Raw genomic sequence first — 24,985 nt, forward strand, 5'->3', positions numbered from 1 at the left:
GCCTTTGTGACGCAACCGACCCGCATAGGCCCGACCGGCATCCGCCGCGAGATCGTGCAGCTACCGCTGTTCTTGCAATTGTTCGGCGTCTCGGCCCTGTCGATGATCCTGCCGTCGATCCACGGGCTGGTGATGAACGATCATCTGGCCAGTCGCGCCTTTCTCTATGCGGGGCTGTTGGGGCTTGTGGCCTTCACGCTCATCGCCATCGCCCACGCGGGGCGCAAACCTTTGGACGGGGCGCTCGGGCCGCTTTTGTCGCTGCTCTCGGCCTTTGTGTTGCTGCCGGTCTTCTTTGCGGTGCCTTTTCTTGAGGCGCTGCCGACGACCCGTTTCGTGAATGTCTATTTCGAGATGGTCAGCGCGCTGACCACCACCGGGGCCACGATGTTCAACCCCGAACGGCTGAGCGACACGCTGCATCTGTGGCGCGCGCAGGTCGGGTGGATGGGCGGGCTGCTCATGTGGGTCACGGCCTCGGCCATTCTGGCCCCTCTGCATTTGGGCGGCTTTGAGGTTACGGCGCAGGCCGAACCGGGGCGGCCTGATGACCGGATCAACACGCGGATGGGCCGGATCACCCCGCGCCAACGGCTGCTGCGCACCACGCAAGCGCTGCTGCCGATCTACTTCGGGCTAACACTTCTGCTGTGGCTCTTGCTGGTCATCGGGGGAGAGACGGCCCTCGTGGCGCTTTGTCATGCCATGTCGGTCATGGCGACGTCGGGCATCTCGCCCATCGGCGGCGTGGCCGAGGCGCAGGTCGGCGTCACCGGCGAGGCGGTGATGATGCTCTTCATGCTCTTCGCCCTGTCGCGGCTGACCTTTTCCAAGGATACCGTCACCGCCACCCAAGGCGGGCTGATGACCGACCCTGAGTTTCGCATCGGTCTTCTGGTGGTGATCGGCGTGCCGCTGCTGCTATTCGCGCGCCATTGGATCGGCGCTTTTGAGGTTGAGGTTGAGGTCGACGGCACCCGCGCCTTGCACGCGCTTTGGGGCGGGCTGTTCACGGTGCTGTCCTTCCTGTCGACCACCGGTTTCGTCTCTGAGCATTGGGCCGATGCGCAGAATTGGTCGGGGCTGCGCACGCCGGGGCTGGTGCTCATGGGGCTTGCGCTGATCGGCGGCGGGGTGGCCACCACGGCGGGCGGGGTGAAACTGCTGCGGGTCTTCGCGCTTTACCAAAACGGGGTGCGCGAGATGGACCGGCTGGTCTATCCCAATTCTGTCAGCGGCGCGGGGGCAGCCGGGCGGCGCTTGCAGAGCAACGGTGCTTTCATCGCTTGGATTTTCTTCATGCTCTTCGCCATGTCGCTGGCGGGGGTCACTCTGCTGCTTACACTGACCGGCGTGTCCTTTGATGCGGCGGTCGTCATGTCGGTGGCAACGCTTTCCACCACCGGGCCGCTGATCGAACATGCCGCCGACAAACCCATTCACCTGATCGAACTGGGATTGGCGGCCAAAGTCATCCTGAGCGGCGCGATGGTGCTGGGGCGGCTCGAAACCTTGGCGATTATTGCGCTTATGACCCCGAATTTGTGGCGCGCTTGACACGTTTGCCCCATGATCCGTCCTAGTCCTCTGATATTGGGGCTGGAAACTCACGCTTTCGCACTCCATACTTGAGGCAATGGGGGGGTCCGGTACGCGGACGCCAGCAAGAACAAAAGGCGAGACTACGATGGCGTCAGACAGACAGAACCTTCAGGATGCGTTCCTTAACCACGTTCGCAAGACCAAAGTACCGGTGACAATTTTCCTGATCAATGGCGTCAAATTGCAGGGCGTCATTACATGGTTTGACAACTTCTGCGTTCTGCTGCGCCGCGACGGTCAATCGCAACTTGTGTACAAACACGCGATTTCGACCATCATGCCAAGCCAGCCGATCAGCCTATATGAGGGCGAAGACGCTTCTTGAGCCGTCCAGCATTTCAGATCGACAACAGCGACGGGCCACGCGTAACGCGCGCTTGGGTGCTGCATCCTGATATCAAGTCCGACAACGACCGGCGCGCGCCTGAACCCGCGCTGGCCGAAGCCGTGGCATTGGCCGAGGCTCTGCCAGAATTGCAGGTCGTCGGCTCCGAAGTCGTGCCTCTGCGCACGGTCCATGCGGGTATGCTGTTCGGCAAGGGCAAGATCGAAGAGCTCGAGCAGCGCATGAAGGGGGCAGAGGTCGACCTCGTGCTAGTGGATGGCCCCGTGACCCCGGTGCAGCAGCGCAATCTTGAGAAGGCTTGGGGCGTCAAATTGCTCGACCGGACCGGGCTGATTCTCGAAATCTTCAGCGACCGTGCGGCGACCCGCGAGGGGGTGCTTCAGGTTGAGATGGCCGCGCTGAACTATCAGCGTACGCGGCTTGTCCGCGCATGGACCCACCTTGAGCGGCAGCGCGGCGGTTTGGGCTTTGTCGGCGGGCCGGGTGAGACCCAGATCGAGGCCGACCGCCGTGCCATCGACGACCAATTGGTGCGCCTGCGCCGCCAGTTGGAAAAGGTCGTGAAAACCCGCGCGTTGCACCGTGCCGCACGGGCGAAGGTGCCGTTCCCAATCGTTGCGCTAGTGGGCTATACCAACGCCGGGAAATCCACGCTTTTCAACCGTTTGACCGGGGCCGAGGTTATGGCCAAAGACATGCTCTTTGCCACGCTCGACCCGACCATGCGCAGCCTCGTGTTGCCCGACGGGCCTGAGATCATCCTCAGCGACACGGTGGGCTTCATCAGCGATCTGCCCACGGAACTCGTCGCCGCCTTCCGCGCCACGCTGGAAGAGGTTTTGGCCGCAGATATCATCTGCCATGTGCGCGATGTCTCGCACGCCGAGACCGAGGAGCAGGCCCAGAACGTGCGCGATATTCTCGCCTCTCTCGGCGTCCCGAAAGAGACCCGCAGTTTCGAGGTTTGGAACAAGCTGGACCTGCTGCCCGACGACCGGGCCGAGGCCATGCGCGCGCGTGCCGCGCGCAACGATGACGTGCTGGCGATCTCGGCCATCACGGGCGAAGGGCTGGAGGCGCTGCAAGAAACCATCGCCGAGGCGCTGCAAGGTGCCGTGCGCGAGGCTGTGCTGACCCTCGGTTTCGCCGACGGCAAGAAACGCGCCTGGCTGTTCGCGCAGGACGTGGTCGAGGGCGAGCGTCAGACCGACGACGGGTTCGAGATCACCGTGCGCTGGTCCGCGCGGCAAGAGGCGGAATTCCAGCAGATTTGACAGGTTGGGCGCCGGCTGGGGCAATTTTTGCCCCGGCAAGCATCGAAATCGGCACGCTGCGCCGCATATGGTCATGCGATCAGTAACGGAGCGCGCCACATGACCCTTCTCATCCTTTATATCTCAACCGTCGTCATCTTCCTCGGCCTCGATTACCTCGGGCTGACCTATCTCATCAAACCTGTGTTTGAACGCGATATTGGGGACTGGCTTTTAGATGAGTTCCGCGTCGCCCCGGCGCTGATCTTTTACGCTTTCTTCGTGGCCGTGGTGCTGTGGTTCGTGTCTTGGCCTGCGATGGCGCAGGATCATTCGCTGCTTTGGGTCTTTGGCAATGCGCTGCTGATCGGCGCGATGGGTTATGGCACCTATGAGTTCACCAATCTGGCGACGCTCAAGGATTGGACATGGGCCATGGTGGCGCGGGATTTCACTTGGGGGTCGGTCTTGACCGGGACGGCGGCGACCGCTGGCGTCGCCATCACCCGCGCGCTGACCTAACGACCGTTCTCGGTCGACCAGCGCCATGCGCCGGGTTGCAGCCGGGCCAGCGTCCAGTCGCCCACGCTTTCGCGGATCAGCCGCAGGGTGGGCAGGCCGACATGGGCCGTCATGCGCCGCACTTGCCGGTTGCGCCCCTCGCGGATGGTGATGCGCAGCCAAGCGTCGGGCACCGTCTTGCGAAAACGCACCGGCGGGTCGCGCGGCCAAAGCGGATCGGGCGCGTCGATCTGATCCACTTGGGCGGGTTTCGTCAGACCGTCCTTCAGTTCGACACCTTTGCGCAGCGCGTCGAGCGCTGCGGCATCCGGCGTGCCTTCGACCTGCACCAGATAGCTCTTGGGCCGTTTGTATTTCGGATGCGCGATGCGGGCCTGAAGCGGGCCGTGGTCTGTCAGCACCAAAAGCCCTTCGCTGTCTCGGTCGAGCCGCCCTGCGGGATAGAACCCCTTTTCATCGACATAGGTCGAGAGGGTGGGCCGTGTGCTGCCTTCGGTGCCCTTGTCGGTGAATTGCGACAGCACGCCATAGGGTTTGTTCAGCAAGATCACGCGGGCGGTCATTGGGCAGGCTCCAATCGGGTCACGCCCACGGCGGCGGCGCGGGCCAGTTCGGCGTCCAGCGACATTGGGATATATTCGCCCCGCCGCCAGAGTTGCGCCATATCATCGTAATGGCGCGACAGGAAATGCCCCGATTGCCCGGTGGAGGTGACAAAGACCGAACTGTCGGGATCGGCAAAATCGTAAACGCCGCGATAGCCCGCGCCGTGCACGTTATAAAACGGGTCTTTGCCAGTGCCGCGTGTCAGGCCGCGTTGCAGGGTATTGTCCCCGCCCGAGGTTGACTGGCGGATGTTCACGAAGTAGCGCAAAAGCGGCACCTCGCCCAGCACGGGGTGGTCATGAGTCGCCTGATGCGCGTCGCCCCAGCGGAGGGATTCAAGCTGCGTGCCCCATGTCTCGTTGATCCACAACAGCGCGTCGTCGAGCGCCAGCCGCGCCATGTCGTGGCAGGTCTCCACCGGGGCGGATTGGCGCACGTCGCACCACTTCGCAGCGCCCTGCACATCGCGAAAGGCGCGTTCGATGAAGAGCGGCTGGATATGGGTGAACTCCTCGGCCAGCGGCCCCAATTCGTCGCGGATCAGCCGGTCCTGCAGGGCGCGGATCCACGCGGCATAGATCAGCGGCTCGGGCAGGTGTTCGTTCATCTCACCCGACCAGCCGGCGAGCAGGTCGAGCGCGCGCTGGCGCTGGCGCTCCGGCGTGCCATCGGGGGCGGCCTCTCCGGTGAACCACAGCTCGGCGCCGATGAGCGGCAGCAGCGATCGGGCCGTGGGGCTGACGGTATCAAGCTGCGCTTCGATGAAACTGTCGCGGGTGTGCACCTCGCGGTTCTGCATCAGCCGCTGCCAGCGCTGCACCCGCTGCGTGTCGCCCCAGACAAAGGAGACATGGTTGGGGAAGGGGCGGTCGACGGTCTTGTTGTTGGTATTGCCAAGGATGCCGCCCGCGGGGGCGATGAATTCGGGGTTCGCGGTATAGGGCAGCATCCCGTCCCAGCGGTTGGCGGCGATCCAACCGGGGCTGGGCATGCGCCCTTGGCTTTGGTGATTGGCATCACGGCGCGGCATGGCGCCAATGGTCTTCATCGCGATGGTGTCGCGGTCGACCAGCGTGAGGTTCTGCGCGGGCGCCACATAGTCGGTCGCGGCATTGATCGCCTGCTGCACCGATTTCGCGCGCATCACCTTCATCGCGGCGGCAAGTGAGGTGTCCTCTTCGGTAAAGAGGGTCGAGGCGACAGAGGCCACATGCCCCGGCGGGGTGATGCTGCCAAGGTTGTAGTGGCTGCCGGGCAGCACCGGGCCATTGTCGGTCCAGCGCAGGGTGACGGTGATCGGGTCGGCATCGGCGATATTAATGATCGACGCGCGTTTGCGGAACTTCTTGAACCCGTTGGGCGTGCGGTATTCCTCGGCGTTGTCGGGGTTCAGCTCTTCGATATAGACGTCTTGATCGTCGACATAGGCGGTGGTGAGCCCCCAGCCAAGATCGGCGCTGCGGCCCGTAAGCACCACCGGCATCCCCGGAATGGTGCCACCGATCACGCCGCCGGTCTCAAGCTCCAACCGTGCGAGATACCAGATCGCGGGGGCGGTGAAGCCCAAATGCGGGTCATTGGCCAAAAGCGTGCCCCCCGCGGCAGAGCGCGAGGGCGCGGCGGCCCAAGCGTTGGAAGCCCCGGCGAAGGCCTGCCGTTTGAAGGGCGACAGCGGGTGGCGCGCCATTGGCGCTGCGGCGGCGTGGCGGCGGCTGACCTCGGGGAAGAGGGCGGCATATTCGGGCAGGGCGGCGACCCCGCTGCCCGGCGCTTCGGGCAGGATATCGCGCAGACGGTCCGGATCGCTCAACTCCAAGGACACGCGCGCGCGCAGCACCTCGGCCTCCAGATGGCCCGACATTTGCAGGCCCATGAGCTTGGTGATCGCCAGTGAATCCGCAGGCCGCCACGGGGCCATGGGCGCATTGAAAAGCCACATCTCGGGCGCACCGCGGCCCAAGGCTTCGGTGTTGATCTGGTCGAGACGCGCGTTGATCCCGGCGGAATAAGCCTCAAGCGCCGCTTCGGTTTCGGGGTCGAGCTTATCCGCCGCTGCCACGGCAAGCCGGTAGATGTCATAGCGCCGCATCAGTTTGTCGGTGGTGATGGTGGCGGTGCCGAAGACCTCGGACAGCCGCCCCTGCGCGGTGCGGCGCAGGGTGATCAATTGCCACAGCCGGTCTTGGGCATGGGCGAAACCGAGGCCGAAAAAGACATCCTCATCGCTCTGCCCGAAGATATGCGGCACATTGGCATTGTCGCGCACGATCTCGACCGGGGCGCTGACGCCCGCGACCTCGACCGTATCGTCATAATCGGGCAAGGACCGCGCGGCGAACCAATAGACCAGCACCAAAACCACGACGCTCAGCGTGACGAGAAACACCGCCAATCGGATAAGCCAGCGAAACATCAATGCCATCGGGGGATCCTCGACTGGCGCGCAGATTGACCGGAGCGCGCAGGGTGGTAGGTGTAATGACAGGGAATAACGCAACTGAATGACAAGGAAAAGCACATGGCAAAGCTCGCGTTTTTGGGACTGGGGGTCATGGGGGCTCCGATGGCGGGGCATCTGCAAAAGGCGGGCCACGATGTGACCGTCTACAACCGCACCGAAGCCAAGGCGGACGACTGGGTGAAAACCTATGGCGGCGCCATGGCCAAGACCCCGCGTGCGGCGGCAAAGGATGCGGATTTCGTGATCGCCTGCGTGGGCAATGACGACGATCTGCGCTCGGTCTGTTTGGGGGAAGACGGGGCCTTTGGCGGCATGACGGCAGGGGCGATCTTTGTTGATCACACCACCGTTTCGGCGGCCGTTACGCGTGAGCTTTATGCCGCCGCCGATGACGCGCAGGTAAGCTTTGTCGACGCGCCGATCTCAGGCGGTCAGGCGGGTGCGGAAAACGGCCAATTGTCGATCATGTGCGGCGGCGACGAAGGCGCTTTTGACCGGGCGCTGCCGATCATGGAGGTCTACGCGAAAATTTGCCGCCGCATTGGGGAAAGCGGCGCGGGTCAGATGACCAAGATGTGCAACCAGATCGCCATCGCCGGTCTGGTGCAGGGCCTCTCTGAAGCGCTGCATTTCGCCGAGAAGGCGGGCCTTGATGGCCGCGCGGTGGTCGAGGTGATTAGCCAAGGTGCGGCAGGCTCATGGCAGATGGAGAACCGCTATGAGACCATGCTCGACGATAAGTTTGATCACGGCTTTGCGGTGGACTGGATGCGCAAGGATTTGGGCATCTGTCTGGACGCGGCGGATGAGACGGGGGCGAGCCTGCCAGTGACCGCGCTGGTCGATCAGTTCTATAAGGACGTGCAGAAGATGGGCGGCGGGCGTTGGGATACGTCGAGCCTGTTCAAGCGGTTGCAGAACCTCGGGTGAAACCCGACGGGCAGCTTTGACCTCTCGCCTTAAACAAAAAACGCCCGGCCTAAAGCCGGGCGTTTGCCTTCCACAGCCGTCGATCCCTCTTAGGGGATGATCCGCGTGTATTTCGTGCCTTCCAGCGTCGCGCCGATGCGCAGGCCCGCGCGGCCAAAGACCGCCGCCAGAACGGGGGCCATGACAGTGGTGGTGTCGGCGCTGACGCTGTCGCCCTTGTCGGAGATCACATATTCCAGACCGGCCCCAGCCGCCCAACCGGGCGAGCTGCGGAATTCGCGCAATGCAGGCTCGGTCATGAAGAACAGCACATGCGCATATTGCTGCGCGCCGATCTGCAAGCCGCCCGAGGCTTTGGTCACCGAATAATAGTCCACCGTCACGTCGTTCACGCGCAGCGCGCCGCGCCCGTAGGCACCGCCAAAGCCGAGGCCCGCTTCCGTCACCAGCGGCATGACCAACATGCCATTGGCCTTTTCGGCCAATTGCCGGGTGTTGGGATAGCCGCGGTACATCTCGGCCAGTGTCGCGTCCACGCGTGCGTCGATCATCGCGCTGCCGCGTCCGCCCACGCCATTGCCGCAGGCCGCGGTCGCGCCGAGCGCCGAGAGGGCGCCCAATGTCACGAAGCGCCGGTTATATGTCTGATTGGTCATCTTTTCTGCCTGTATATTCAAGATCGGTTGCCTGCTGCCGGTTTTCCCGACTTATGCGCAAGATTACGCATAATCACGCGGCTTGTCATGTTGATTGGTCCCTTTGCGCAGATTCACGCGCTTTTGAGCAAGAGCCGGGCGACTTCGGGGGCGAAATAGGTCAGCACGCCGTCGCAGCCCGCGCGTTTGAAGGCTAGAAGGCTCTCCATCATCGCGCGTTCGCCGTCGATCCAACCTTGGTCTGCCGCGCCCTTGATCATGCTGTATTCGCCCGAGACCTGATAGGCGAAGGTCGGCGCGCCGAAGGCGTCTTTCACCCGGCGGCAGATATCAAGGTATGGCATCCCCGGCTTTACCATAACCATGTCCGCGCCTTCCGAAAGGTCGCGCGCCACCAGCCGCAGCGCCTCGTCACTATTGGCGGGATCCATCTGATAGGTCTTCTTGTCGCCGGTCAGGGCCGCAGAGGCACCAACCGCGTCGCGGAAGGGGCCGTAGAAGGCGCTGGCGTATTTGGCGGCGTAGCTCAGGATCATCACATCTTGATGCCGGGCCTCTTCGAGACCTGCGCGGATCGCGCCGATGCGCCCGTCCATCATATCCGAAGGGCCGATGATATCCGCCCCTGCTTCGGCTTGGGCCAGCGCCATCTTGACCAGCGCCTCGACTGTGCGGTCGTTCACGATGATGCCGTCTTCGACGAAACCGTCATGGCCGTTGATGTTATAGGTATCGAGCGCCACATCGGTCATCACCACCATCTCCGGCACCGCCTCTTTGATCGCGGCGATGGCGCGGTTGGTGGCGTTCTGCGGATCCCATGCGCGGGCGCAATCCTCTGTCCGGTCCTCAGGCCCGGTATAGGGGAAGACGCAGACCGTGCCGATGCCCAGATCCGCCGCCGCACGCACCGCCGGGACCAGCGTGTCGACCGAGCGGCGCATGACACCGGGCATGGAGGGGATGGGCTCTTCCACGCCTTCGCCTTCGCGTACGAAAACTGGCCAGATCAGATCGCCCAAGTGCAGGTCATTCTCGCGCACCAACGCGCGGATACCGGCATTGGCACGGGTACGGCGCAGGCGTGTGGCGGGGAAGGGGGCGTGGACGGGTTGCATCAATTATACCTCAGAATGGCTCGGCACGGGCTTGCCATGTATTTTTGAACGCCTCAACCCTATGAATTGTCGCGCCGGACCGCTAAGAGATCCGAACTCAATATTCGGACGAGTACGCCTTGGACTGGTATCAAACCCTTTTCGAAATGATCGACATGCGCTCTTTCTCGAACCTTTGGTTCTGGATCGCGCTGGCTGTGATGTGGTCAACGGCAAGTCACTGGGTGCTGGGCGTGCCCTTCGACATGGTCCTGCGCGCCCGCCGCTATGGCGGAGAGGCCGAGGCCGATCTGGAAGACATCGTGCGGATCAACGTGAACCGGATGCTCTATATCTCGCAGGTCTCGGGGCTGTGGCTTTTGGGGCTGGGGTTCTTCGCGCTGACCTCTCTGGTGCTCCTGGGGTTCGTCTATGGGATCGAATTCGCCCAAGCCTTGCTGCTCTTGGGTTTTCCCATGTCGCTGGTGGGGCTTTTGAGCCTGTCGACGGCGCGGCTCATTCGCATCGAAGGGTCAACCGGCGAGGTGTTGCGGCGGCGCTTGATGCGGCACCGGCTTTACACCCAGATCATCGGCATGGTCTCGATCTTCGTAACCGCGCTTTGGGGAATGTATCAAAATCTAAGCATCGGCCCGCTGGCGGGTTGACAGCCCCCCTCCGAGGGCCAATTGAGACCCGATGAACGATCCGCGCAATATCACCCTCTCCGGCGTTCCCGAAGGCTATGATGCCCGCGCCATCCTCGATGAAATCGCCAAGGGCGGCCAGCCGGTGGTCCATGTGGCGCGCGATGACAAACGCATGGCGGCGATGCAGGCCGCCTTGCGGTTCTACGCCCCCGACATGCCGGTCGTCACTTTCCCGGGCTGGGATTGTCTGCCCTATGACCGGGTGTCACCCAACGCCGATATCTCGGCCCGGCGGATGGCAACGCTGGCGGCGCTGGTGCATGGGATGCCCGATCAGTTCGTCCTGCTGACGACCTTGAACGCGGCCAGCCAACGCATCCCAGCCCGCGACACCCTGCGCGACGCGGCCTTTGCCGCCCGCGTCGGCAGCCGGATCGACGAAAAGGCGCTGCGCGCGTTTCTGGTGCGCATGGGCTTTGTGCAAAGCCCCACGGTGATGGAGCCGGGCGATTACGCGGTGCGCGGCGGGATCATTGACATTTACCCGCCCGGCGATCTTGGCCCGGTGCGGCTCGATCTCTTCGGCGATGTGCTGGATGGCGCGCGGCGGTTTGATCCGGCGACGCAGCGGACCACTGAAAAGCTTGATCTGGTCGAGCTTGCCCCGGTGAGCGAGGTCATCCTCGACGAGGCGGCGATCACCCGGTTCCGGCAGAACTACCGCATCGAATTCGGCGCCGCGGGCACCGACGATCCGCTTTACGAGGCGATCAGTGCGGGCCGCAAACATCAGGGTGCGGAGCATTGGCTCGCGTTTTTCCACGATGATCTGGAAACGCTTTTCGACTATCTGCCCAAGGCGACGGTCACTCTGGACGATCAATTGACCCCGATGCGGATTGCCCGGTGGGAAACCATCGCCGACCAGTATGAGACCCGCAAACTGGCGATGAAGACGCGCTCGAAGATGGACAGCGTGTACAAACCCGCCCCGCCGGAGGGGCTATACCTGACCGATGAGGCCTGGACCCAAGCGTTGCTGGATCACCGCGTCATCCAGTTCAACCCGCTACCGCAGCCCACGGGGCCGGGAGTGCTGGATGCAGGCGCGCGGCTCGGGCGCAACTTCGCCCCTGAGCGTCAGCAGGAATCCGTAAGTCTTTTCGGCGCTTTGGCCGCGCATATTAAAGCAAAGCTTGAAGTTGGGCCGGTGCTAATCGCCAGCTACTCCGAAGGCGCGCGGGAGCGCCTGACCGGGCTGATTGAAGACGAAGGTCTGGCCGAGGCGATCCCGGTGATGGATGCCACCCGCATCGGCAAGCGCGGGCTGCATCTGGCGGTTTGGGCGTTGGAACATGGGTTCGAAGCGCCGGGGATGACGGTGATCTCCGAACAGGACGTGCTGGGCGACCGTCTGATCCGTGCGGCGAAACGCAAGCGCCGGGCCGAGAACTTCCTGACCGAGGCGCAAAGCCTCAGCCCCGGCGATCTGGTGGTTCATGTCGACCACGGCATCGGGCGCTATCACGGGATGGAGGTGGTCACCGCCGCAGGCGCCGCGCATGAGTGCCTCGTGCTGGAATACGCCGAACAGTCAAAGCTTTACCTGCCGGTGGAGAATATTGAACTGCTGTCGCGCTACGGCCATGAGGAAGGGCTTCTCGACAAGCTCGGCGGCGGGGCATGGCAGTCCAAAAAGGCCAAGCTGAAAGAGCGCATTCGCGAGATGGCGGACAAGCTCATACGTATCGCCGCCGAACGGAGCCTGCGCAAAGCGCCCGTGCTCGACCCGCCGCCCGGCATGTGGGACGCATTCTCGGCCCGTTTCCCTTACACTGAGACCGACGACCAGCTCCGCGCCATCGGTGATGTGATCGACGATCTGACCTCCGGCAATCCGATGGACCGTCTGGTTTGCGGCGATGTGGGTTTCGGCAAGACCGAGGTGGCGATGCGCGCGGCCTTCGTCGCGGCCATGTCGGGCGTGCAGGTCGCAGTGATCGCGCCGACGACGCTGCTCGCGCGTCAGCACTACAAGAGCTTCGCGGAACGTTTCCGCGGCTTCCCGATCAACGTGCGGCAACTCAGCCGTTTCGTCTCGGCCAAAGAGGCGGCGGCGACGCGTGAGGGGATGGCCAAGGGCACGGTCGATATCGTGATCGGCACCCATGCGCTGCTGGCAAAGGGGATTCGTTTCAACGACCTCGGCCTTTTGATTATTGATGAAGAACAACACTTTGGCGTCACCCATAAGGAGCGGTTGAAGGCGCTGCGCACGGACATCCATGTGCTGACCCTCACCGCCACGCCGATCCCGCGCACCCTGCAACTGTCGCTGACGGGCGTGCGCGATCTGTCGATCATCGGCACGCCACCTGTGGACCGTCTGTCGATCCGCACCTATGTCAGCGAGTTCGACGCGGTAACCATCCGCGAGGCGCTCCTGCGCGAGCATTACCGCAGCGGGCAGAGCTTCTATGTCGTGCCGCGTGTCAGCGACCTGCGCGAGATTGAGGAGTTCCTGAAGGCGCAACTGCCCGAGCTTTCTTACGTCGTCGCCCACGGCCAGATGGCGCCGGGGGAACTCGACGACCGGATGAACGCCTTTTACGACGGCAAGTTCGACATTCTGTTGGCGACGACCATCGTGGAATCCGGCCTCGACATTCCCACCGCCAACACGATGATCGTGCACCGCGCCGACATGTTCGGTCTGGCGCAGCTCTACCAGATCCGGGGCCGCGTGGGGCGCTCGAAGACCCGCGCCTATGCCTATCTCACGACTAAGCCACGCGCCAAGCTGACCGACACGGCCCAGAAACGCCTGCGGGTGCTGGGCAGCCTCGACACGCTCGGCGCGGGCTTTACGCTGGCGTCCCAAGACCTCGACATTCGCGGCGCGGGCAACCTGCTGGGCGAGGAGCAATCCGGCCAGATGCGCGACGTGGGTTTCGAGCTTTACCAGTCCATGCTGGAAGAGGCGATCGCCAAGATCAAGGCGGGCGAACTTGAGGGGTTGTCCGAGGCCGACGAGCAATGGGCGCCGCAGATCAACCTTGGCGTGCCGGTGCTGATCCCCGAAGACTATGTGCCCGACCTCGACGTGCGGCTTGGACTCTACCGCCGCCTGAGCGAGCTATCGACCAAGGTCGAGCTGGAAGGCTTCGCCGCCGAACTGATCGACCGTTTCGGAAAACTGCCGAAAGAGGTCAACACACTGATGCTGGTGGTGCGGATCAAGGCGATGTGCAAACGCGCCGGGATTGCCAAGCTCGACGGCGGGCCGAAGGGGGCGACGATCCAGTTCCACAATGACAAGTTCGCCTCGCCCGAGGGGTTGGTGAAGTTTATTCAGGACCAGCGCGGGCTAGCGAAGGTGAAGGACAACAAGATCGTCGTGCGCAGGGATTGGAAGACGGATGCCGATAAGATCAAAGGCGCCTTTGCCATCGCACGCGATTTGGCCGAACATGTGATCGCCAAGGAAAAGACCGCGAAAAAGGCCAAGGCGAAGGGCTAAGCCCTTCGAAAGGCGACGGTTATTCCGCCGCCGCCGGCTGCCGGTTCTCCACCCGCCCCATGTAGAGCATCAGCGCATAGGCCGCGATTGCCATTAGTAGCATGGCCAGCGCCAGCGGCTTGGTCGTGCCGTCGAACATCAACCCCACTGGGGAGGCGATCAGCGCCGCCAGCACGGTGGAAATCGCCCCCACGACCGAAGCCGCCATGCCCGCGATATGGCCCATCGGCTCCATCGCGATGGCGTTGAGGTTGCCCAATGTCAGCCCCGCTTGGAAGAACAGGCAGGTCTGGAAGAACACGAAGGCGGCGAAGCCGTAAGGGTCGGGCAGGGCGCCGAGGTTGAGGAAATACATGGCGCCCGACAGCAGGATTTGCACGCCCAAGGCGATGGTCACCAGCCGCCGCATGCCGTAGCGGACGACCAAAAGCGCGTTGATCAGGCTGGCGCTGGCCGCCACCACGGCGATGCCGCCGAACCACAGCGGGAAGCTTTCGCCCCGGCCATAGACCGTGTCATAGATCGGCTGCACCAGCATCAGCATCGAAAAGAGCATCGCCATGGCAAGCGACTGCACGAGGATCGACAGGCGCACCGTGGGGTGACCCACCAACTCGCGCACCGCGCCAATGATCAGCCGTGCCCGCAACGGGCGGCGGTCTTCGGGGGCGAGGGTTTCGGGCAGACGCAGGGCCATCCAGATGACCGAGATGAGCGAGAAGGCCATGAAGGCGATGAAAATCGCGCGCCAGCCCGCCGTCAGGATGATGCCCGCGCCCAGCATCGGGGCCAAGGCGGGCACCAGCGCGAAGACCATCATCACCACCGACATGATCCGCGCCATCTCGCGCCCCGCGTAGAGGTCACGGATGATCGCCACGGCCACCACACGCGGGCCAGAGGCGCCAAGCCCTTGGAAGATGCGTGCCACCAGCATGACTTCGAGAGAGTTGCTCATCCAAGCGACGAAGGCCGAAAGACAATAGAGCGCCGCTCCGCCGAAGACCACGTTGCGGCGGCCGAATGCATCCGACAGCGCGCCGCTAAAGAATGTGCCCAGCCCCATGCCTAGCACGAAGGCTGTCAGGATCAGCGGGGCGCGGTGGGCCATCTCGGGCGAGAGTTCCGCCGCGATCTCGGGCAGGGCGGGCAGCATCGCGTCGATGGAAAAGGCGATGGTGGCGATCATCATCGCGATGAGGCCGACGAATTCGATCCGCCCCATGGAGAATTCTGGTTTTTCGGTGGTCACGAAGGCGCACTCCGGCGATTGTCCCGAACGGCGGATCCGTTTGGGCAGGATTCAGGGAATAACTTGTGGTTGCGCTCTCGATAGTCGAGAACGCTTAACTTGGCAATGATTGCCGCCTTGTTTAGTCCTGCTGATTGGTCAGATCGGCAATGACCTGCGCCCATAGCTCGGGCGGCTGTGCCCCGGGCACGGCATGGGTGTTGGCAACGATGAAGGTCGGCACCGAGTTCACGCCCATCTTGCGGCTATGGGCATCACGGTCGCGGATGTCCTGCGCATCGACATCGGATTTCAGCAGGCGGGTGACCACGGCGGCGTCCATCTCGATACTGTCAGCGATATCGGCCAGTACCTCGGGGTCACCGATGTCGCGGGCATCGACGAAATAGGCTTTGAAAAGGGCAGAGACGGCGGCGGTCTGGCGGCCTTCGATCCCGGCCCAATGGATCAGACGGTGCGCGTCCAGCGTGTTAGGCGTGCGCTGCATGGCCTCGAAGTTGATATTCAGCCCGGCCTTCTCGGCATGTTCCACAACCGGTGCATAGGCGCGCACGGCGCCTTCCTTGCCGCCGAACTTACGTTCAAGATAGCCGCGCCGGTCCATGCCTTCGCGCGGCATGTCGGGGTTGAGCTGGAACGGGTGCCATTCGATGGCAAAGGGGTGGTCGGGATGGTCTTGCAAAGCGCGGTCCAGATGCGCCTTGCCGATATAGCACCACGGGCAGATCGGGTCTGACATGATATCGAGTTTGATCGCTTCGGCCATGATGCGCCCCATCTATTGCTGCGCAATGGGCATAGCGGGCCGGGGCCGGTATCGCAAGCGGGCAGCGTTGCAAGCGCCCCGAGGCGCGGCTATAGCAGGTCCATGACAGATACGCCGCCCCGTTCCCTGATCCAGATCGCCCGCGAAAGCGGCGCGAGCGAGACCGCCCCGCCGGTCGACCTTGGTGCAAGGGTGCGCGAGCTGCGCAAGGCGCGCAACTGGACGTTGGAGCAGGCAGCGCGGCAGGCAGGACTGGCGCGATCGACCTTGAGCAAGATCGAAAACGGGCTGATGTCCCCCACCTATGACGCGCTGAAAAAGCTTGCCGTGGGGCTGGAGATTACGGTGCCGCAGCTTTTCACCCCGCCCGCAGGCGAAAAGATCACCGGCCGCATGGCCGTGACCCGCGCCGAGGAAGGCGCGCCCAAGGCCACCGGCACCTATGAGCATGTCCTACTGGCCGACGCGTTGCGCAAGAAGCAGATGCTGCCCTACCGCGCCCGCATCCGCGCCCGCCGGATGGAGGAGTTCGACGGCTGGGTGCGCCATGACGGGGAGGAGTTCCTCTATGTGCTGACCGGCATGGTGCGGCTCTTCACCGAGTTCTACGAGCCCGTCGACATGCGCCGGGGCGATAGCGCCTATTACGACGCCACCATGGGGCATAACGTTGTCTCGCTCAGCGATGAGGATGCGACGATCCTCTGGGTGACCTCACTGGTCTGACCCCCCCGCCGGTTGCCACCACCAGACCTCGGGCATGAAGTTCGGCCCGTCGCCGTAGAGCGGGATCGTCTCGGGGTAGGCCATACGCGCGTCATGGGCGATCAGCCCTTCGTCGAACTGCCAGAAGGGGATGACATAGCGCCCCGCCGTCAGGATGCGGTCGAGCGCGCGGGTCGCGGCGACGAAATCTGCCGTTTCGCGGGCCTGCAACATCCGGTCGATCATCGCATCCACCGCTGGAGAGCGCACGCCCATAAGGTTGCGTGTGCCGGGCAGATCGGCGGCCTCCGACCCCCAGTAGAAACGCTGCTCCGTGCCGGGGCTGAGCGACAGGGCGCGGCGGAAGGTCGTCATGTCGAAGTCATAGCTGTTTTGCCGCGCCACGAATTGCGCATCGTCCACGGTTTCGATCTCGGCAGTGATGCCCAGTCGCTTGAGGGCCTGCGTGTAAAGCTCTGCAATCGCGAGGTTTTCCCGGCTGCCCTTGGACAGCAGGATGGTGAAGGTCAGCGGCGTGCCATCGCCACGGCGCATGACGCCGCCTTCGGCCTGATAGCCTGCGGCATTCAACTGCTGCATCGCGGCGCGGATGCCCGCGCGGTTGCGGGCAGAGCCGTCACCCACCGGCAGCCGATAGCCATCCACCGTGCCGGGCGGCAGCGTGTCGACGTAATCGGCCAGCAGATCGAAAACCCGCCCTGACGCCGGACCGTCGCGCATGGCAAGGTCGGAGTTCGAGAAATAAGAGGTGATCCGGGGAAGGGTGCCGCCGGTCAACGTCTCGTTAATATACTCGAAGTTGAAGGCCGAAATCAGAGCGTCGCGCACCCGCCAATCGTCGAAAGGCGCGCGGCGGGCGTTCATGACAAAGCCGGTCATGCCCGATGGTTTGCTATGCGGGAAGGTCGATTTTACCACGTCGCCCCGGGTGATCGCGGGGAAGTCGTATTGCGTGGCCCAAGTCTCGGCGTTGAATTCGCGCACGGCCGAGATTTGACCGGCCTTGAAGGCTTCGAAGAGCACATTGGCATCGCCGTAAAAGTCGATCTTTACCTCATCGTAGTTATGCGTGCCTTGGCGAAAGGGCACGTCGGCGCCCCAGTAATCGGGGTTGCGCGTCAGCGTGACATGGCGGCCCGCTTGATAGTCGGTGATGGTATAGGGGCCGCTGCCCAAGGGGATTTCGGACAGGGGGGCATTGGCAAAGTCCTGCCCCGCCCATTGCGCCTTGCTCAGGATGGGGCGCATCCCGGCGAGCAGGGCAAGCTCACGATTGTCGCTGTTGAAGGTCATCCGAAGGCTGCGCGGGCCGGTCTGTTCGATGCTGTCGATCTGCTGGCGCAGCCCGTGGTAGCGGGGGTGGCCTTCGGTGCCGAGCAGATCGAAAGAAAAGATCACATCCTCGACCGTGACGGGCGTGCCATCGGAAAACCGCGCCTCCTCGCGCAGGGTGAATTCCACCCACGCGCGGTCTTCGGGCACCTCGATCGTCTCGGCCAGCAGCCCGTAAAGCGCAAAGGGCTCATCCCATGACCGCCCCATCAAGGTCTCATGGGTGAAATGCGGCAACTGCCAAGGCGCGGTGCCCTTGCGCACGAAGGGGTTGAGGCTGTCGAATCCCCCGGTATTGCCCAGAACGATATCACCCCCCTTGGGGGCTTCGGGGTTCACGTAAGGGAGGGCGTCAAAATCGGCCGGTAGAGCAGGGTCGCCATACATGGCGATTCCATGTTGCGGGGCAGCCCATGCCGCCCCCGAGAGCAGAATCAGTGAAGAAAGGGCCGCAACGCCCCGTGCTTTCGAGAAAAATTCCCAGCTCATTTTTGAAACAATCACGTTCTGCCCTTATTTTGTTGGAGTTATTCCATACCCGCGGATTCTCGCCTTATCAAACTTTTAGCTTGGATTGTGAGCGTGAAAGGCGTATACAGAGGTCACTGCTCGATAGGTTTCTTGCCTGTATGAAACCTGCCTCAATAACTTACGCCCGCCTCGCGCGGGCGTTTTTTTTGGCCAATTTTCACCGACCCTTAAGCTCCTTCGCGCAAACCCTTTCCCTTTGGCGCGCGCGCAGTACATGATGCAGGCGCAGCATGAACAAGGAGACGCGCCATGGCTTTCACCATCGACCTGTCCGGCAAGACAGCCGTCATCACGGGATCGAATTCTGGAATCGGACTGGGCATCGCCTGGGAATTGGCGCGGGCCGGGGCCGATATCGTGTTGAACTCTTTTACCGATGACGAGGCGGATCATGCGCTGGCGCAGGAGATTGCGCAGACATGCAACGTAACGGCCCGCTACATCAAGGCTGACATGTCCAAGGGGGCGGAGTGTCGGCGTTTGATTGCCGAAGCGGGGGCCTGTGACATTCTGGTGAACAACGCTGGCATCCAGCATGTCGCGCCAATCCCTGAGTTTCCGGCCGAGAAATGGGACGCGATCATCGCGATCAACCTGTCGTCGGCCTTTCACACCACCGCCGAGGCTTTGCCAATGATGCGCAAGGCGGGGTGGGGCCGGGTGATCAACATCGCCTCGGCCCATGGTCTGACGGCATCGCCCTATAAATCCGCCTATATCGCCGCGAAACACGGGATCGTGGGTCTCAGCAAGACCACCGCGCTTGAGACGGCGAAAGACCCGATCACCTGCAATGCCATTTGCCCCGGCTATGTGCTGACCCCGATCGTCGAGAAGCAGATCCCCGACACGATGAAGGAATACGACATGAGCCGCGAAGAGGTGATCGAACAGGTCATGCTCACGCGGCAGCCGTCGCGCGAATTCGCCACTGTTGAGCAAATGGGCGGCACGGCGACCTTCCTATGCTCGGATGCAGCGGCGCAGATCACCGGCACGACGATCAGTGTCGATGGCGGCTGGACGGCCTTGTAAGCGCCGTGGCGGTCAAGAAACGCATTAACCTCGCCCTCCAAGGTGGCGGCGCACATGGCGCTTTCACTTGGGGGGTGCTCGACCGGCTGTTGCAGCAGGACGATCTCGATATCTGCGGGATCTCGGGCACCTCGGCGGGGGCGCTGAACGGGGCGGCGCTGAAATCGGGGATGATCTCGGGCGGTCGCGAGGGCGCGCGGGAGAACCTTGATTGGCTTTGGGCGCAGGTCTCTGGCATTTCGGACCTGCGGCTGTCGCATTGGCTGGCGCCATTCGGTTTGGACAAGCTCAGTCAGGCGATGGAATATTCGCTGCCGATGGCAATCTCGGATTCGCTGACGCGGGTCGTCTCGCCCTATGCCTATGGCCCGTTCTACCGCAACCCGCTCGAAGATGTCGTGGCGCGGTTCGACTATGGCAAAGTGGGCGCGCATAAGCCGCCGTTCTTTTTCGTCTGCGCCACACGGGTCCGCAACGGCAAGATCCGGGTGTTTGAGGGGGATGAGATCGGGCCTGATGCTTTGCTCGCCTCGGCCTGCCTGCCGACGATCTTCAAGGCGGTTGAGATTGACGACGCCCAGACCGGCCAGCGCGAGGCGTTTTGGGACGGGGGCTATACCGGCAACCCGGCGCTGTTTCCGCTGTTCCGCGATGACCTGCCCGAAGATATCGTGGTGGTGAACATCAACCCGCTCGACCGCGAAGACCTGCCGGTCACGCCCCAGCAGATCCAGAACCGGATCAATGAGATCAGCTTTAATTCCAGCCTATTGCGAGAGATGCGGGCGATTGAATTCGTCCAGCGGCTCATTGCGGATGGCACCCTGCCAGAGGGTCGGATGAAGCGGGTGCACATGCATATGATCGCCGATGACGCGCTGATGGCTCAGCTGTCGGTGGCAACGAAACTGATGCCCAACCCGGCGGTGATCCGGGCGCTGCATGAGGCAGGCGTGGCGGCGGCGGATCGGTTTCTAGAGGAGCACTTCGACGATCTGAATCAGCGCAGCAGCGTTGATCTACCCGCGATGTTCGGCTGAGTTTTCAGGGTCCGACAGCGCCAGCGCCTCGGGCAGATCGGCACCGGGGCGCGGCGGATAGACCAGCCCGGCAGAGATCACCAGCTTCGCCGCGTCTTCGACGCTCATGTCGAGTTCGATCACATCCTCCCGCGGCAGGAACAGCAAAAAGCCCGAGGTTGGGTTCGGCGTGGTGGGCAGAAAGACCGAGAGCATCTCGCCCCCCGCGTTGGTGCGGGCCAAGACCTCTCCCTTCGCCTCGGTCGAGATGAAGCCAAGCGCCCAGATGCCGCGCCGGGGGTATTCGATCAGGCAGGCAGTCTCAAAGCTCCGCTCGGACTGGGCGAAGATCGTCTCGGAAATCTGTTTAATGCCGGAATAGATCGTCCGCACGACGGGGGTGCGTTCCACCAGACTTTCGGCGAAGCGGATCATCGAACGGCCAATCAGCCCTTTCGCGGCCCAGCCCACCATGACGGTGAAGATCAGAAAGATCACCACCCCAAGGCCGCGCACGTTGAACTGCATCGACGGGTCGAGGCCCAAGAAATCTTGGAGCAGCCGGTCGGGATGGTAGGCTTTGGGCACCAATGGCAGCACGAAACCGTCGATCCAGCCGACCACGCTCCAGATCAGCCAGATGGTCAGCCCGACAGGCGCAATCACGACCAGACCGGTCAGGAAAGACGCGCGCAGCCTTGCGACAAGGCTGCGCCGAACCTGCGTTGGGTCGGGATCAAAAGGTGTGTTCATCTGCGCCGTTTTCCGAAGAGTTAATCGCAACATAGCTAAGGCGTATGCCCCGGCCCGGCAATGGCTCCGCGGTGTTTTTCGCCTTTAACGCGGCAGGTTGACGAGGTTTGCGGCGATCTTGGCCCCCAGCCGGGCATTGTTGCGCACCAGTGCGATATTGGCGGTGAGCGAACGGCCCTCGGTCAGCTCGAAGATGCGTTGCAACAAGAAGGGGGTCACACCCTTGCCGTGTACCCCTTGGGCATCGGCCTCAGACTGGGCCTGCGCGATGATCGGGGCGAGTTCGGCGGCGGGGATTTCCTCTGCCGCGGGGATCGGGTTGGCCACCAACTGGCCACCGGGCAGGCCCATGGAGGCGCGGGTGCGGTGGGCTTTGGCAAGGGCAGCGGCATCATCAAGGCGCAGCGGCGATTGCAGGTCCGAGCCTGCGCTCCAGAAGGCGGGGAAGCTGTCTTGGCCCACGGTGATGACCGGCACGCCTTGCGTTTCCAGCACTTCCAGCGTCTTCGGCACGTCGAGGATCGCCTTGGCGCCCGCCGCGATGACGGTGACGGGGGTTTGGGCCAGTTCCATGAGGTCGGCGGAGATGTCAAAGCTGTCTTCCGCGCCCTTATGCACGCCGCCGATGCCACCGGTGGCGAAGACTTCGATGCCCGCTAGATTGGCGGCGATCATGGTGGCGGCGACGGTGGTTGCACCTGTCCCGCCCGAGGCGATGCAGACGGCCATATCGGCGCGCGACAGTTTGGCCACGTCCTTGGCTTGGGCCAGATCGCTCAACTGGTCATCGTCCAGACCGATATGCAGCGCGCCGCGGATCACGGCGATGGTGGCGGGCACGGCGCCTGCGGCGCGAATGTCCTGTTCGACCTGCCGCGCCACTTCGAGGTTTTGCGGATAGGGCATGCCATGAGTGATGATGGTGCTTTCCAAGGCCACGATCGGCGCACCGTTTTCGCGGGCCTTGGCCACTTCGGCGCTGAAGGTCAGGGGCAGGGCGGATGTGGCGGTGGTCATATCTTGGTCTCTCCGGAAACGTAAAGGGCGGCGGCATCAAGTGCTGCCTTGAGGGCGGATTGCGCAACGGCACCGCCAAGTTCAGCGGCCACATGGGCCGCCATGAATGTATCGCCTGCACCCGTGACCCGGGCGACATGCACCTGCGGCGGGGTGAGGGTGATGATCTCGTCGCCTTGGCCCACGGTGGCGGGGTTGCCGCCGTCGGTCACCACGGCGCGGCGTGCGCCACGGGCCAGTAGGGCGCGGGCGGCGGTGGGGGAATCGTCGAAGCTCGACTGGCAGAGCAGTCCGGCTTCTTCGAGGTTCACATAAAGCGTACCGCGTCCCGCTTTGAGGAAGGGCGTCAGCCGCAGCGCCTTGCCGGGAGAGGCGGGCGCGACGCGCAGGTCGGCCTTTGCCAACAGCGGGCTTTGCGCCATGCGGGCCAGCAGTTCGACGGTCAGGTTGCCATCAAGCGCCACGGCCCCTTCGTAGGGGCTGGGCAGGCTGCCATCCTCCAGCGGGCGCAGGATCTTGTCGCCCGCAGCCTCCAGCGAATGGGCATCGGCAATCGCGGCGATCAACCCGTTGGACCCTTCGACGGCCATGTAACGGTCGGTCGGCAGATCGTCCGAGCGGTAGACGTGATCGGTGATCAGCCCGCGCAGGGCGCAGGCGGCGATCAACTCATCCCCTTCCGCATCGCGCCCCACGGCGGAAAGCAGCGCGGGCGTCAGCCCAAAGCGGGCCAGCGCCATGCCGATGTTCAGGGCCACGCCGCCGGGCAGGCGGGTGATCCGCCCCGGCATGTCAGAGCCTTGGCGCATGGCGTTTTCAGAGCGGCCGATCACGTCCCAAAGGACGGAGCCGATGCAAAGGATGTCAGCTGTCTTGGTCATGCGGCGCTTCTAGCCGCCAAATCTCCCCACGCGCAAGCGGCGTTATTGTGGCACCGCGAATGTCAGCGCCGCCCAGAGCGTTTCCCAGACCGGTTGATCGGGGTCGTAGCCCGCGCCCCTTTGCGCCTCTGCCGCCGGGCGCAGCACCACCGCGTCAAAGAGGTACTCATGCCCCGCCGTGACCGGAAGCCGTGCTTCGCCCGCCGCATCGGTGCGGTGGAGGGAGATGGCGACGCTGTCATCCGGCGCGCGGTCGAACACTTCGATCTGCGCGTTGGGGCGGGGGGCGCCTTGATAGAGGAGTGCCACCTTCATCTCACCTGCGAAATCTGCGGCATAGGGATTCGTCAGCGCCACGAACTCCGTCGCCATGCCGTTGGGCGCATCCTGCCCTGCGCCCGCGCCGAGGGCGATCAGGGTTTTGACGTGGCGGGTGTAGCTCTCGACGACCTTCTCGGTCGACCAGCCGTTCGCGCGGTGATCGCTTTCGGCCTTGGGGAAATCCTTATGCGCGGCGAAACGGAGAAATTTGTCGAAGTCCTCATAGGTGACTTTGGAGGGCGTCGTTTCGGCCACCGCCACGACCAGCGCGTCACCCTCGGGCGCGGGGAGGCTCAGGGCAGGGCTGTCGCCCGCGCGCGGCGATAGCGCGACCTCTCGTCCCCCGATTTTGACCTCAAAACGCGTGAGCCGGTTGGGCAGATAGGGAAAGGCCGCGCCGGTAAATTCCTCACCATTGCGAAAATGCGCCGCGATCTTTTCACCGCTTTCCACTTGATAGTTCACCGGCGACAGCCAGTATTCATGTGCAAAGGCAGGCGCTGCCGATAAGATACTGAAAATAATAGCGGACAACTGGGACAGTTTCATGAAGCGAACTTTCATTTTGTTAAGAACCAAGCTGGCGTTGCTGTGGCTGTTGTCAAGCGCGGTGCTGCTTTCGGCAGGCGCGGGTGCACAGGCGCATGAGGTCAAACCCACCATCGCGGATCTGACCGTGGCCGACGGACGGGCGGTGCTGGCGCTGGAGGTCAACATTGAAGCGCTCTTGGCGGGCATCGACCTCGATACCGTCGAAGACACCGACAATGCCGAGAATGCGGGCGATTACGATGCGCTGCGCAGCCTGCCCGCCGCGCGCATCGCCGACCGCACGCCTGAGCTTTTGCCGAAGTGGAACAGCCTGCCGCTGCTCAGCGTCGATGGCGCCGCCGTACCGTTGGAGAGTGTGACACTCGAGGTGCCCGAAGGGATCGACGCCGAACTGCCGCGCGACAGCCAGTGGCGGTTGGAGGGCGCAGTGCCGGCAGGCGCCGAAGAGGTACAGGTGACCTGGCCGGATGGGGCGGGCGCACTGGTGCTGCGCCAGCAAGGGGTGGAGGCACCCTATACCGGCTATCTGTCGGGCGGTGAGACCAGCCCCGAAATCGCCCTTGGGGGCGGTGATGCTGAAAGCGGCTGGCAGGCTTTCGTCAGCTACATCCCGGTCGGGTTCGACCACATCCTGCCCAAAGGGTTGGATCACATCCTATTCGTCTTGGGCCTATTCTTTCTGTCGACCCGTCTGCGGCCTTTGATCTGGCAGGTCACCGCCTTCACGCTGGCCCATACGGTCACGCTGGCGCTCGGCGCTTTGGGCTGGGTTAACGTGCCCGGTGCCATCGTCGAGCCGCTGATCGCCGCCTCAATCACCTATGTCGCGGTCGAGAATATCTTTCACTCCGCCCTAAACCGCTGGCGGCCCTTGGTGATCTTTGGCTTTGGGCTGTTGCACGGGCTTGGCTTCGCCTCAGTGCTGGGGGATTTCGGCCTGCCTGCGGGGCAATTCGTGCCGGCGCTTATCGGCTTCAATATCGGGGTGGAACTGGGCCAGCTTGCGGTGATTGCTATCGCTTTCGTACTGGTCGGCTGGGCGATGAATCGCGATTGGTACCGCCGGGCCATCGCGGTCCCCGCCTCCTGCGTCATCGCGGCGGTCGGGGCCTATTGGTTCATCGAACGGGTGTTTTTGTAAGCGCGCGGGCAGCCCT

The 24,985-nt window shown here is 63.4% G+C and carries 22 protein-coding genes; 11 read left to right on the top strand and 11 right to left on the bottom strand.

Going from position 1 to position 24,985, the window contains the following annotated elements:
- The first annotated feature begins 6 nt into the window (after positions 1-6).
- From ACGYLI_RS04240 to ACGYLI_RS04255, 4 genes are all read left to right on the top strand, one after another.
- Positions 7-1,557 carry a TrkH family potassium uptake protein gene (locus ACGYLI_RS04240; RefSeq protein WP_394417350.1) on the top strand — a complete coding sequence of 517 codons (1,551 nt, stop codon included), beginning with the start codon at positions 7-9 and terminating at the stop codon, positions 1,555-1,557.
- Positions 1,558-1,687: 130 nt separating this feature from the next.
- Entirely contained in the window at positions 1,688-1,927 is a 240-nt protein-coding gene (hfq, locus tag ACGYLI_RS04245) for an RNA chaperone Hfq (RefSeq protein WP_007119530.1), read from the top strand.
- Complete coding sequence (gene hflX / locus ACGYLI_RS04250; protein ID WP_394417353.1) at positions 1,924-3,222, top strand: GTPase HflX; 1,299 nt, start codon at positions 1,924-1,926, stop codon at positions 3,220-3,222. The genes hfq and hflX overlap by 4 nt, the downstream gene beginning before the upstream one ends.
- 99 nt (positions 3,223-3,321) lie before the next feature.
- Positions 3,322-3,723 carry a DUF2177 family protein gene (locus ACGYLI_RS04255; RefSeq protein ID WP_394417356.1) on the top strand — a complete coding sequence of 134 codons (402 nt, stop codon included), beginning with the start codon at positions 3,322-3,324 and terminating at the stop codon, positions 3,721-3,723.
- On the opposite strand, the gene ACGYLI_RS04260 is transcribed toward ACGYLI_RS04255, so the two are convergent.
- Positions 3,720-4,286, bottom strand: coding sequence for a pseudouridine synthase (locus ACGYLI_RS04260; protein WP_394417359.1), 567 nt, complete (start codon positions 4,284-4,286; stop codon positions 3,720-3,722). The two genes, ACGYLI_RS04255 and ACGYLI_RS04260, sit on opposite strands and share 4 nt — an antisense overlap.
- Complete coding sequence (locus ACGYLI_RS04265; RefSeq protein WP_394417362.1) at positions 4,283-6,751, bottom strand: penicillin acylase family protein; 2,469 nt, start codon at positions 6,749-6,751, stop codon at positions 4,283-4,285. The genes ACGYLI_RS04260 and ACGYLI_RS04265 overlap by 4 nt, the downstream gene beginning before the upstream one ends.
- Positions 6,752-6,847: 96 nt before the next feature.
- On the opposite strand from ACGYLI_RS04265, the gene ACGYLI_RS04270 reads away from it, so the two are divergent.
- A complete protein-coding gene (locus ACGYLI_RS04270) occupies positions 6,848-7,720 on the top strand; it encodes an NAD(P)-dependent oxidoreductase (protein WP_271693663.1) in 873 nt (290 codons plus the stop codon).
- An 89-nt stretch (positions 7,721-7,809) separates the two neighbouring features.
- Here the strand turns inward: ACGYLI_RS04270 and ACGYLI_RS04275 are convergent, their stop codons facing one another.
- Positions 7,810-8,376: a YSC84-related protein gene (locus tag ACGYLI_RS04275; RefSeq protein WP_271693665.1), complete on the bottom strand. Its 567-nt coding sequence runs from the start codon at positions 8,374-8,376 to the stop codon at positions 7,810-7,812.
- Between the two features lie 113 nt (positions 8,377-8,489).
- Positions 8,490-9,494 (bottom strand): porphobilinogen synthase, encoded by a 1,005-nt coding sequence (hemB, locus tag ACGYLI_RS04280; RefSeq protein ID WP_394417368.1) that lies wholly within the window; start codon positions 9,492-9,494, stop codon positions 8,490-8,492.
- Positions 9,495-9,613: 119 nt separating this feature from the next.
- Here hemB and ACGYLI_RS04285 point away from each other — a divergent pair, with 119 nt between their 5' ends.
- The gene (locus ACGYLI_RS04285) at positions 9,614-10,141 is read left to right on the top strand and encodes a component of SufBCD complex (protein ID WP_136720314.1); all 528 of its coding nucleotides are present in this window, start codon (positions 9,614-9,616) and stop codon (positions 10,139-10,141) included.
- 31 nt (positions 10,142-10,172) lie between these two features.
- Positions 10,173-13,643 carry a transcription-repair coupling factor gene (gene mfd, locus ACGYLI_RS04290; RefSeq protein ID WP_394417371.1) on the top strand — a complete coding sequence of 1,157 codons (3,471 nt, stop codon included), beginning with the start codon at positions 10,173-10,175 and terminating at the stop codon, positions 13,641-13,643.
- A gap of 19 nt (positions 13,644-13,662) precedes the next feature.
- On the opposite strand, the gene ACGYLI_RS04295 is transcribed toward mfd, so the two are convergent.
- Together ACGYLI_RS04295 and ACGYLI_RS04300 are read right to left on the bottom strand one after the other, a co-directional pair.
- On the bottom strand, positions 13,663-14,868 hold the full coding sequence (locus ACGYLI_RS04295; RefSeq protein ID WP_209218961.1) for a multidrug effflux MFS transporter: 1,206 nt from the start codon (positions 14,866-14,868) through the stop codon (positions 13,663-13,665).
- A gap of 148 nt (positions 14,869-15,016) precedes the next feature.
- The gene (locus tag ACGYLI_RS04300) at positions 15,017-15,661 is read right to left on the bottom strand and encodes a DsbA family oxidoreductase (RefSeq protein WP_394417374.1); all 645 of its coding nucleotides are present in this window, start codon (positions 15,659-15,661) and stop codon (positions 15,017-15,019) included.
- Positions 15,662-15,763: 102 nt separating this feature from the next.
- Here ACGYLI_RS04300 and ACGYLI_RS04305 point away from each other — a divergent pair, with 102 nt between their 5' ends.
- Complete coding sequence (locus ACGYLI_RS04305) at positions 15,764-16,387, top strand: helix-turn-helix domain-containing protein (protein ID WP_067262060.1); 624 nt, start codon at positions 15,764-15,766, stop codon at positions 16,385-16,387.
- Here the strand turns inward: ACGYLI_RS04305 and ACGYLI_RS04310 are convergent.
- Entirely contained in the window at positions 16,376-18,106 is a 1,731-nt protein-coding gene (locus ACGYLI_RS04310) for an extracellular solute-binding protein (protein WP_394417377.1), read from the bottom strand. The two genes, ACGYLI_RS04305 and ACGYLI_RS04310, sit on opposite strands and share 12 nt — an antisense overlap.
- A 393-nt stretch (positions 18,107-18,499) precedes the next feature.
- Here ACGYLI_RS04310 and ACGYLI_RS04315 point away from each other — a divergent pair, with 393 nt between their 5' ends.
- Together ACGYLI_RS04315 and ACGYLI_RS04320 are read left to right on the top strand one after the other, a co-directional pair.
- Positions 18,500-19,285, top strand: a complete 786-nt coding sequence (locus ACGYLI_RS04315) for a 3-hydroxybutyrate dehydrogenase (RefSeq protein WP_394417380.1) — start codon at positions 18,500-18,502, stop codon at positions 19,283-19,285.
- Positions 19,286-19,290: 5 nt separating this feature from the next.
- Positions 19,291-20,325 (top strand): patatin-like phospholipase family protein, encoded by a 1,035-nt coding sequence (locus ACGYLI_RS04320; RefSeq protein ID WP_394417383.1) that lies wholly within the window; start codon positions 19,291-19,293, stop codon positions 20,323-20,325.
- On the opposite strand, the gene ACGYLI_RS04325 is transcribed toward ACGYLI_RS04320, so the two are convergent.
- From ACGYLI_RS04325 to ACGYLI_RS04340, 4 genes are all read right to left on the bottom strand, one after another.
- Complete coding sequence (locus tag ACGYLI_RS04325) at positions 20,305-21,057, bottom strand: DUF502 domain-containing protein (RefSeq protein WP_067262054.1); 753 nt, start codon at positions 21,055-21,057, stop codon at positions 20,305-20,307. The two genes, ACGYLI_RS04320 and ACGYLI_RS04325, sit on opposite strands and share 21 nt — an antisense overlap.
- 84 nt (positions 21,058-21,141) lie before the next feature.
- Positions 21,142-22,074: a pseudouridine-5'-phosphate glycosidase gene (locus ACGYLI_RS04330; RefSeq protein WP_394417386.1), complete on the bottom strand. Its 933-nt coding sequence runs from the start codon at positions 22,072-22,074 to the stop codon at positions 21,142-21,144.
- Positions 22,071-22,955: a PfkB family carbohydrate kinase gene (locus ACGYLI_RS04335; protein ID WP_067262050.1), complete on the bottom strand. Its 885-nt coding sequence runs from the start codon at positions 22,953-22,955 to the stop codon at positions 22,071-22,073. The genes ACGYLI_RS04330 and ACGYLI_RS04335 overlap by 4 nt, the downstream gene beginning before the upstream one ends.
- 42 nt (positions 22,956-22,997) lie before the next feature.
- Positions 22,998-23,840, bottom strand: a complete 843-nt coding sequence (locus tag ACGYLI_RS04340) for a DUF4198 domain-containing protein (protein WP_394417389.1) — start codon at positions 23,838-23,840, stop codon at positions 22,998-23,000.
- On the opposite strand from ACGYLI_RS04340, the gene ACGYLI_RS04345 reads away from it, so the two are divergent.
- Positions 23,824-24,969, top strand: coding sequence for a HupE/UreJ family protein (locus ACGYLI_RS04345; RefSeq protein WP_394417392.1), 1,146 nt, complete (start codon positions 23,824-23,826; stop codon positions 24,967-24,969). The two genes, ACGYLI_RS04340 and ACGYLI_RS04345, sit on opposite strands and share 17 nt — an antisense overlap.
- Positions 24,970-24,985 lie beyond the last annotated feature (16 nt).

This window comes from Sulfitobacter sp. 1A13421 (genome assembly GCF_043557285.1).
In the GTDB taxonomy this organism is placed as follows: Bacteria; Pseudomonadota; Alphaproteobacteria; order Rhodobacterales; family Rhodobacteraceae; genus Sulfitobacter; species Sulfitobacter faviae.

Bases quoted from the DNA above. Each gene is read 5' to 3' on its own strand.
- ACGYLI_RS04270 (WP_271693663.1), top strand. From the start codon at position 6,848: ATGGCAAAGCTCGCGTTTTTGGGACTGGGGGTCATGGGGGCTCCGATG.
- mfd (WP_394417371.1), top strand. From the start codon at position 10,173: ATGAACGATCCGCGCAATATCACCCTCTCCGGCGTTCCCGAAGGCTAT.
- ACGYLI_RS04345 (WP_394417392.1), top strand. From the start codon at position 23,824: ATGAAGCGAACTTTCATTTTGTTAAGAACCAAGCTGGCGTTGCTGTGG.
- ACGYLI_RS04335 (WP_067262050.1), bottom strand. From the start codon at position 22,955: ATGACCAAGACAGCTGACATCCTTTGCATCGGCTCCGTCCTTTGGGAC.
- ACGYLI_RS04340 (WP_394417389.1), bottom strand. From the start codon at position 23,840: ATGAAAGTTCGCTTCATGAAACTGTCCCAGTTGTCCGCTATTATTTTC.
- hfq (WP_007119530.1), top strand. From the start codon at position 1,688: ATGGCGTCAGACAGACAGAACCTTCAGGATGCGTTCCTTAACCACGTT.
- ACGYLI_RS04295 (WP_209218961.1), bottom strand. From the start codon at position 14,868: ATGGGGCGGATCGAATTCGTCGGCCTCATCGCGATGATGATCGCCACC.
- ACGYLI_RS04300 (WP_394417374.1), bottom strand. From the start codon at position 15,661: ATGGCCGAAGCGATCAAACTCGATATCATGTCAGACCCGATCTGCCCG.
- ACGYLI_RS04310 (WP_394417377.1), bottom strand. From the start codon at position 18,106: ATGTATGGCGACCCTGCTCTACCGGCCGATTTTGACGCCCTCCCTTAC.
- hemB (WP_394417368.1), bottom strand. From the start codon at position 9,494: ATGCAACCCGTCCACGCCCCCTTCCCCGCCACACGCCTGCGCCGTACC.
- ACGYLI_RS04305 (WP_067262060.1), top strand. From the start codon at position 15,764: ATGACAGATACGCCGCCCCGTTCCCTGATCCAGATCGCCCGCGAAAGC.
- ACGYLI_RS04275 (WP_271693665.1), bottom strand. From the start codon at position 8,376: ATGACCAATCAGACATATAACCGGCGCTTCGTGACATTGGGCGCCCTC.
- ACGYLI_RS04315 (WP_394417380.1), top strand. From the start codon at position 18,500: ATGGCTTTCACCATCGACCTGTCCGGCAAGACAGCCGTCATCACGGGA.
- ACGYLI_RS04255 (WP_394417356.1), top strand. From the start codon at position 3,322: ATGACCCTTCTCATCCTTTATATCTCAACCGTCGTCATCTTCCTCGGC.
- ACGYLI_RS04260 (WP_394417359.1), bottom strand. From the start codon at position 4,286: ATGACCGCCCGCGTGATCTTGCTGAACAAACCCTATGGCGTGCTGTCG.
- ACGYLI_RS04265 (WP_394417362.1), bottom strand. From the start codon at position 6,751: ATGGCATTGATGTTTCGCTGGCTTATCCGATTGGCGGTGTTTCTCGTC.
- ACGYLI_RS04325 (WP_067262054.1), bottom strand. From the start codon at position 21,057: ATGAACACACCTTTTGATCCCGACCCAACGCAGGTTCGGCGCAGCCTT.
- ACGYLI_RS04330 (WP_394417386.1), bottom strand. From the start codon at position 22,074: ATGACCACCGCCACATCCGCCCTGCCCCTGACCTTCAGCGCCGAAGTG.